General features: G+C 37.2%; 9 protein-coding genes and 1 pseudogene. 4 read left to right on the top strand and 6 right to left on the bottom strand.

The genetic code is table 11. The features are described from left to right. The 3 genes and pseudogenes from RLO81_RS14835 to RLO81_RS14825 form a co-directional block, all read right to left on the bottom strand. Positions 1 to 248: pseudogene (locus RLO81_RS14835) on the bottom strand (NADP-specific glutamate dehydrogenase); the annotation flags it as partial. 66 nt (positions 249 to 314) lie between these two features. Then, complete coding sequence (uvrA, locus tag RLO81_RS14830; RefSeq protein ID WP_350113237.1) at positions 315 to 3,128, bottom strand: excinuclease ABC subunit UvrA; 2,814 nt, start codon at positions 3,126 to 3,128, stop codon at positions 315 to 317. Positions 3,129 to 3,175: 47 nt separating this feature from the next. Continuing rightward, positions 3,176 to 3,472 (bottom strand): hypothetical protein, encoded by a 297-nt coding sequence (locus tag RLO81_RS14825; protein WP_350113234.1) that lies wholly within the window; start codon positions 3,470 to 3,472, stop codon positions 3,176 to 3,178. A 280-nt stretch (positions 3,473 to 3,752) separates the two neighbouring features. Between RLO81_RS14825 and RLO81_RS14820 the strand changes: the two genes are divergently transcribed. From RLO81_RS14820 to RLO81_RS14805, 4 genes are read left to right on the top strand one after another with little or no spacing between them, the layout of a single operon-like run. Continuing rightward, the gene (locus RLO81_RS14820) at positions 3,753 to 4,352 is read left to right on the top strand and encodes an RNA polymerase sigma factor (RefSeq protein ID WP_350113232.1); all 600 of its coding nucleotides are present in this window, start codon (positions 3,753 to 3,755) and stop codon (positions 4,350 to 4,352) included. Next, a complete protein-coding gene (locus RLO81_RS14815) occupies positions 4,327 to 4,563 on the top strand; it encodes a hypothetical protein (RefSeq protein ID WP_205722703.1) in 237 nt (78 codons plus the stop codon). Before RLO81_RS14820 ends, RLO81_RS14815 begins: the two co-directional genes overlap by 26 nt. Positions 4,564 to 4,566: 3 nt before the next feature. Further along, a complete protein-coding gene (nth, locus tag RLO81_RS14810) occupies positions 4,567 to 5,220 on the top strand; it encodes an endonuclease III (RefSeq protein WP_350113229.1) in 654 nt (217 codons plus the stop codon). Continuing rightward, the gene (locus tag RLO81_RS14805; RefSeq protein ID WP_350113226.1) at positions 5,217 to 6,371 is read left to right on the top strand and encodes a glycosyltransferase family 4 protein; all 1,155 of its coding nucleotides are present in this window, start codon (positions 5,217 to 5,219) and stop codon (positions 6,369 to 6,371) included. The genes nth and RLO81_RS14805 overlap by 4 nt, the downstream gene beginning before the upstream one ends. Here the strand turns inward: RLO81_RS14805 and RLO81_RS14800 are convergent. The 3 genes from RLO81_RS14800 to RLO81_RS14790 form a co-directional block, all read right to left on the bottom strand. Next, on the bottom strand, positions 6,360 to 6,887 hold the full coding sequence (locus RLO81_RS14800) for a DsrE family protein (RefSeq protein WP_350113223.1): 528 nt from the start codon (positions 6,885 to 6,887) through the stop codon (positions 6,360 to 6,362). The genes RLO81_RS14805 and RLO81_RS14800 overlap by 12 nt on opposite strands. A gap of 128 nt (positions 6,888 to 7,015) precedes the next feature. Continuing rightward, complete coding sequence (locus RLO81_RS14795) at positions 7,016 to 7,198, bottom strand: hypothetical protein (protein ID WP_205722699.1); 183 nt, start codon at positions 7,196 to 7,198, stop codon at positions 7,016 to 7,018. Positions 7,199 to 7,303: 105 nt separating this feature from the next. Next, the coding region (locus RLO81_RS14790) for a S1C family serine protease (protein ID WP_350113220.1) at positions 7,304 to 8,360 on the bottom strand (1,057 nt) is incomplete at its 5' end.

The raw sequence follows: 8,360 nt of genomic DNA, 5'->3' as shown, positions 1-8,360 counted from the left end.
CCACTCCCACTGTTCCTTTGACCACGACCTCCTTTATCAATCTGAACCTCACCCTCCTCAACTACCCAGGTCACCCTAAAGCTCATCATCCTCCACGGTTCTGTCATTCGCTCAAAAAGTTTGGCTTTTTGATACTTTGTGTTTTTCTTAAGAACCACTTCAACCGTTTCGTAAACCTCATCTACGGCCTGGTGAAACTCTGGTTCATTTGGATTTCTATCGAATATAGATTGTAACAAATTGGACATACAACTAAAATTTTTTACTAAATATAGTTAGAAATATAGGATTGCAAACGTTTTAAATCCCAAATCTCAAAGCTTCTCTTTAAGATATTTTGCAGTATAATTATCAGAAAGCTTAGCCATTTCCTCAGGTGTTCCTTCAAAAGTAACATTACCGCCATTTTCTCCCCCTTCTGGCCCTAAGTCAATTACCCAATCAGCAGATTTTATTACCTCCATGTTATGTTCAATCACAATCACTGAATTTCCCTGTTCAACAAGCGCATTCATTGATGTGAGTAACTTAGAAATGTCATGAAAATGAAGCCCTGTAGTAGGTTCATCGAAAATAAATAGAATATGCTCTTTTTTGTCTCTTGAATGCTTGCCTAAGAAAAAGGCCAACTTCACTCGTTGAGCCTCACCTCCACTTAAACTATTTGAGGATTGCCCTAAACCTATATAACCCAACCCCACATCAAAAAGAGGTTGAAGTTTATTTACAATCGGATTTTTATCGGCAAAGAACTCAAGGCTCTCTTCTACAGTAAGGTCTAAAATATCTGCAATGTTTTTCCCCTGATACTCAACGTCCAGCACTTCTTGTTTAAACCTTTTGCCTTTGCAACTTTCACAGGTCAGAAAGATATCTGCCATGAACTGCATCTCAATTTTTACAACTCCTTCCCCCTGACAAGTCTCGCAACGGCCACCATCCACATTAAATGAAAAGTGTGAAGGCTTGTAGCCACGTTGCTTAGAAAGTGGTAAATCAGCAAATAACTGACGAATTGTATCGTAGGCTTTTACGTAGGTTACCGGGTTAGAACGAGAAGATTTGCCAATAGGGTTCTGATCTACAAATTCAATTTGTGTTACCCTTTCATAATCGCCTTCCAGCTTATCAAACTTGCCTGTGGACTCTGAAACTGTTCCAAGAATTTTACCCACTGATGGATACAAAATCTTCTTAATTAAAGTGGTCTTTCCAGAGCCACTTACGCCCGTGACAGTGGTAAGTACCCCCAGCGGAAACCTTACATTGATATTTTTAAGGTTATTTTCATTTGCTCCTTTTATTCTTATAGCATCCTTCCATTTTCTGCGAGATTTTGGTACTTTAATTTGATCTCTGCCAGTTAAAAAGTCAGATGTATAGCCGATGCCCGTATCTAACTGCTTCAAATTTCCCTGAAATACCAATTCCCCGCCATGTATTCCGGCATCAGGGCCAATATCAATGATTTGATCTGCAGAGCGCATCACGTCTTCCTCGTGCTCTACAACAATAACCGTATTACCTAAATCGCGAAGTGTTTTTAATACTCCCACTAATCGTTCCGTATCTCTTGGATGAAGCCCTATGCTTGGTTCATCTAAAATATACATGGAGCCTACTAAGGCACTTCCTAAGGATGTAGCGAGTTTTATCCGCTGAAATTCACCTCCGGAGAGCGTGGAGGTCATTCTATTAAGGGTTAAATATCCGAGCCCTACTTTTTGTATAAACTCAAGGCGATATCTGATTTCTTTCAGCAGTCTTTTAGATACCTTAAAACTATGTTCATCTAGTTTTAGATTGGCAAAAAATTCAGCCGAGCGATCAATGGGAAGTAATACCAAATCAGTTATTGATTTGCCATCAATTTTAACATAACTGGCATCTTTCCTCAGCCTTGTGCCTCTACAGTCTGGGCAAACAGTTCTGCCTTTATACCTTGACAGGAGTACACGGTATTGAATTTTATGTGTCTTAGATTCTAAGTGTTTAAAGAACGCATTAAGGCCTTTGAAATATTTATTTCCGGTCCATAATACCTCTTTTTCAGCATTTGTTAGCTCATGATATGATCTGTGTATCGGGAAGTCAAACTGAATCCCATCTTTAAGTAGAGGAACGAGCCATTTTTTCATCGTCTCACTGCGCCAAGGCGCAATGGCACCTTCATAAACCGAAAGGCTTTTGTCAGGAATAACCAGATCTCGATCAATACCTAAAACATTGCCAAATCCTTCACAAGTGCGGCAAGCGCCATAGGGGTTATTAAAGCTGAAAAAATTAACTGATGGCTCTTCAAATTTAATTCCATCTTCTTCAAACCGATCGGAAAAGCTACGAACTTCTTTACCAACTATATGTACGATACAGTCACCAATTCCTTCAAAAAACGCAGTTTGAACTGAATCTGATAGTCGAAATGTAGTGTCTTCATCATCAGGATTAACAACGGCCCTGTCAATTAGAATTTCAACTTGATCAGTCTTTTTTATCTTTTCTTTGGATTCGATAAAGTCCTCAATAAAAACTGCTTCTTCATTAATAAGAATTCTAGTGTAACCTTTACTTAAAAGAATTTGTAATTCTTTTTCGGCAGAACGATCATTATGCGGCTTTAAAGGACAGGCCACCATTACTTTCGTGCCCTCAGAGTGGGAATTAATGTAGTTAACCACATCAGAAACTGAGTCTTTTGAAACCTCTTTCCCACTGACTGGAGAATAAGTCTTGCCGATTCTTGCAAATAAAAGCTTCAAGTAATCGAATATTTCTGTCGTGGTACCCACGGTAGACCTTGGGTTCCGGGTATTCACTTTTTGTTCAATAGCAATTGCCGGAGATACGCCTTTGATGTAATCCACTTCCGGTTTTTCCATCCTTCCAAGAAATTGCCTGGCATAAGAGCTTAGACTTTCTACGTACATTCTTTGACCTTCCGCAAAAAGTGTGTCGAATGCTAATGAAGATTTGCCAGAACCTGATAAGCCTGTAATTACTACAAGCTTATTTCTAGGGATTGCAAGGCTAATATTTTTTAAGTTATTTACCCTCGCACCCTTAACAATTATAAATTCTTTTGGGTCGAGGGACTCTAAATTAGTAGGTAGGGTTGCTGTTTTTGCCATAGAATCCTGCAAAGATACACGACAATTTTGCGTTTTACTATGATGGATTAATCATCGTCAAAATCCTCGTCATATGACTGGTTACTAATGTTTTCATCATCATCTCCCATGTCATTCTCTTCTTCATCAATATCATATTCGCCATCACTATTTTTGGTAACTGCAATCTTAACCAAATACATGGTGTCAGATGTTTCCAGCGGCACAACAAAAAACGGCTCTTTTTTTGCGTTTTGTAACCTCATAAGGTGGCCTTCAAACCCATCAGGGTAATTTTTTTTGAGCAATGCCTTAAGATCAGAATCCAAATTTTCAAGGCTTTTTATAACTCTTTTCTTTTCCATTAAATCAGATTATCGAAAGTGTTTTTAAATGTTTTAAAGTTTTGTTTAGTTAAAATTTTAAGCGCCAATGTATAAAATAAAGCGACTATTACACGCAATATTTTCGAATAAGTTTTAATGAAGCGAATTATTTTTTAAATCAAAAATAATTTCAAAATGTTTTGCATGTTCGATTTATATTTTTTTACATTTGAGACCTTGTGTTAAATTTTTTTTCATTTAAACCCCTGGGAGCAACAATATGATATAGACCTCTACGTTAACTAAATTGTAAACCTTAATGGAGAATTATAAGATCAGTGATAGTCAGTTGGTATCACTTTACAAGAACGGTAGCGAAGAGGCTTTCGAAGAGTTGCTAAAAAGGCACAAATCGCGGGTTTTTACCACCATTTTTTTAATTGTAAAGGATAAATATGTAGCCGAGGATCTGCTACAGGAGGTATTTATCAAAGCTATTCGCACGATCAAAGGGGGTCGGTATAACGAAGAGGGTAAATTTTTGCCATGGATTCTGAGAATAGCTCATAATCTGGCAATTGATAACTTTAGAAAAGATAAGCGCTATCCCACAATTGTGATGGAAGATGGTAGCCCGGTGTTTAATACGATGGAGTTTGCTGAAGGGTCATTCGAATCGGCCCAAATAAGAAAGGAAACTCATGTGAAATTAAGGGAGCTAATTAACGAGCTGCCTGAAGCACAAAAAGAAGTGTTGGTGATGAGGCACTATATGGACATGAGTTTTCAGGACATAGCCGAATCAACGGGGGTAAGTATTAACACGGCATTAGGCAGAATGAGATACGCGCTGATTAATCTCAGGAAAAAAATGAAACAATATAATATTGCCTATGATCAGAACTTTTACCCAAGATGATTTAATCAGGTACGCATATCACGAAACAACAGAAGAAGAGAATAGTGAGATAGAAAAGGCATTGCTTTGTGATTCTGAGCTTGAAGCTCGATTCAAAGAAATTAGTGTTGTTAAACAACGTTTAGACACAGTTCTTGAGTCTCCTTCAAGCAAAGCAACCAATAATATTCTCAATTATTCAAAATCTCTAAATTTGCTTTCCAACAAATAGGAAATGCAAAGAAAAGAGCGCTACGAACATTTAATAGAATATTTTAACGAGCACCAACCTGAGGCTGAAACGGAGTTGCACTACAACAATCCGTACGAGCTTTTAGTGGCTGTAATTCTGAGTGCCCAGTGCACTGATAAAAGAATTAATGCAGTTACTCCTGCTTTATTTGAAAAGTTTCCAACGGCAGAGCATCTGGCTGCCAGTCATTTTGAGGAGGTTTTCCCTCTTATCAGATCAGTATCTTATCCTAACAATAAATCGAAGCATTTAATTGGCATGGCGAAAATGCTTACAGAAGAATTTGATTCTACGGTACCTTCAGATATTAATGACTTGCAGAAGCTGCCCGGTGTTGGTAGAAAAACTGCCAATGTAATAGCTTCTGTTATTTATAATCAGCCTGCCATGGCGGTAGATACTCATGTATTTAGGGTTTCGAAGAGGTTAGGTCTTGTAAATCAGAATGCTAAAACTCCTTTGGAGGTAGAAAAACAATTAGTTAAACATATTCCAAAAGAGTTTATACCTAAAGCACATCATTGGTTAATTCTACATGGGAGGTATACTTGCCTGGCCAGAAAACCAAAGTGTATGGATTGTAAAATCAGCCAGTATTGTAAGTATTTTGAGAAGAATTTTGGGACAAGTGCATGAAAATTTGCCTAATTCATCAATATTTTAAAACGCCTGAAACTGGTGGGGCCATACGTTCCTATTATATTGCTAATCATTTAAAAAGTAAAGGACATACCGTTACGGTAATTACTGCGAGGAATAATCGGGCTTACTCAGTTGATAAATCTTTAGGTTATGATGTTCATTACCTGCCGGTATATTATGAAAACCATTTGAGCTTTTTAAGTAGAATACATGCATTTTTCATTTTTGTTTGGAAAGCGAATCGGTTAATCAAAAATCTCCAACCATTCGATTTAAACTATGTAATCACCACTCCACTAACCACTGGCTTTATCGCTACCAGGGCACTTAAAAGGTTTGGTACCCCATATATTTTCGAAGTGGGGGATTTATGGCCCGAAGCACCAATACAATTAGGTGTAATTAATAACCCATTACTTAAATGGATCACGCGAAAATGGGAACTGTCTTTTTATTCGAAGGCGCAATCTATTGTTGCGTTGTCACCAGACATTAAAAACTACATTCAATCTAACTGCCCAAATTGTACTATTGATGTAATTACAAATTTTGCAGACATTGATTTATTTAAAAATGCCGAAGCAAATAAGTCATTGTCACATCTGGAAAACAAATTTGTTATTTCTTACCTGGGTACAGTTGGGTTGGCGAACCACCTCGAATACCTGATCAGCTTTGCTGAAAAACTTACGAATGACAATGTTCACATTGTGGTAGCTGGTGGCGGTGCACAATTCAATAAAATTAAGATAATAGCTTTAAGTAAAGAGCTGAAAAACATAACCTTCCTAGACCAAACTGATAAGAAAGGAGTGGCCTCAATTTTATCAATAACTGATGCTATTTATATTTCCTTTAAAAATGTGCCCGTACTTGGCACCGGAAGTCCTAATAAATTTTTTGACGGCTTGGCCAGCGGTAAAATGATTATCATCAACTTTCAGGGTTGGCTAAAACCTTTGGTAGAAAAGCATGATGTGGGTGTTTACTATCCTCCTGAAAAACCAGAAGAGTTGGTAGAGAAGCTTACGCCCTATTTAGAGCAGTCGAGACTGATAAAAGTGAAAGAAAATTCTCTAGCACTAGCAGAAAAGTTTACTCCAAAAAACCAACTATCTGGACTAGATACTATTTTAGAATTTTAACAAAGCATATCCCTTCAACTGATGTGTTGTAACAGTGGTAAGCATAGAAGTGGCAATTTCAACATTTTCATTTACTTCATCAGCACTAATTTTTCTCGAAATCAATGATTGTCCACATACTGTAAGTAATACCCCAGCATCTTTCAACGCCTTAATTAGTTGATTATTTGGATTATTTACCCCGTATTTCTTTTTGTAAATCGAATCTTTAGCAATTGCATAGGTCGCTCCACCATGAATTGCCAAAACCACATTTATCTTCTTTGGGTCAGCGCCAGAAACAACATGTAAATTGAGAAGCCTGGCTACATTATTCAATGACCAATTAAATTCTTCAGGGTTTTCATTTTCGGTCACAATATCAATTACAATCTTATAATCAATATTGGGATCAGCTTTAACCACTGCCTCTGGTATATCATATATTCCTCCATAAGGAGAAATTATTGGGTTTTGTCTTTCTTGGGCTAGTAGTTCTGAGCTTATTAAAAAGAGTAGGAGAGTTAGATATTTCATTTTGGATTAGGGTTTTACACTCAATTTAATAAATGTGATTAAATAAATATAGTTGCCTTAATCAATCACTACTCCTGATATATTTATGGACATTAAAAAAGCCCCTCGATTGATTCGAGAGGCTTTTTTTAACTCGCTTTTAAAAGTTTATCTTGTTTTAATTTTAGTGTTCTGACTTCCTTTTTCTCTAAATCGAACCAGGCACATTCCACTACATAGGAGCTCTTGTCTTTAATGTACTTTAACACTTCCATCACTTTTCCGTCTCGCACATTTCTCACCCGCTCACCTTTCTTAAAGAGTCTTTTCATAGGCTTTACTTATCAAAATTAATTCAAAGATCTTGTCGTCTTTAAGTATACGAATTTTTTTATTATGAGTATGAAAATTCTCGAAAATTTTACACTCTCATTGATTTACATACCTAATCCGTAGTAGAAAGTTTCGGAGTTCTTATCGTAAATTCCTTCGATCAAAATTCCACCTTCTTTGCTACTTAATATAGATACTACTTCCTCTTTAGAAGAAACCAAATTGCCATCAATTTTTGTAATAATAAAGCCTTCTCGCATATCGGTAAAACGGCTCACTTTTCCTGCTCTAATGGACTTTACTTTCACTCCTGCTTCTATATCCAGCTCCTTTAACTCTTTATTCGATAACTCCTCAAGGTCAATGCCTAGTGAAAGAAGTAATTCACTTTTTTCCTCACGCACAATCTTTGTATTCCCTTCTCTATTTTTTAGAACCACATCAAAGTTCATCTCTTTACCTGCACGATTTACCTTCAAATTAACCTTATCGCCTGGGCGCTTGCTGCCTACGTAACCTATTAAATTAGATGTAGTAATGATTTCGCGACCATCTGCCTCTACTATTACATCACCTTCTTTAATACCTGCTTTTTTGGCTCCACTTTCCTCTGCAAAACCGGCCACAAAAGCACCTGCATTTACCTCTAAATCATTTTGTTTAGCGAGAGCACTATTCACATTTTGGATAGTAATACCCAACCAGCCTCTTTGTACTGCTCCATAGGTGATTAAATCCTCAACCACCTTACTTACAATATTTGATGGTACAGCAAACGAATACCCTGAATAAGCACCCGTAGGACTGGCTATTGCCGTATTAATACCCACTAAATCTCCATTTAAATTTACCAACGCTCCACCGCTATTTCCAGGATTGACAGCTGCATCAGTCTGTATGAATGATTCTATCGAAGTGCTGTCACAGATAATTCCTATGTTCCTACCTTTTGCACTTATGATCCCTGCAGTAACTGTACTATTTAAATTAAATGGATTACCTACGGCAAGGACCCATTCACCTACTTTAGCTTCGTCTGAGTTGGTAAGTGCCAGAAATGGCAAGCTTTCTTCATCAATTTTAATAAGCGCTAAATCTGTGGTAGGATCTGTTCCAATTACTGTTGCTTTAAAGCTCTTATTATTATGCAAAGTCACTTCC

The organism is Fulvivirga sp., from assembly GCF_040220315.1.
GTDB lineage: Bacteria > Bacteroidota > Bacteroidia > Cytophagales > Cyclobacteriaceae > Fulvivirga.
Note: the sequence above shows the minus strand (reverse complement) of the source record. Positions and strands in the feature narration are given on the sequence as shown.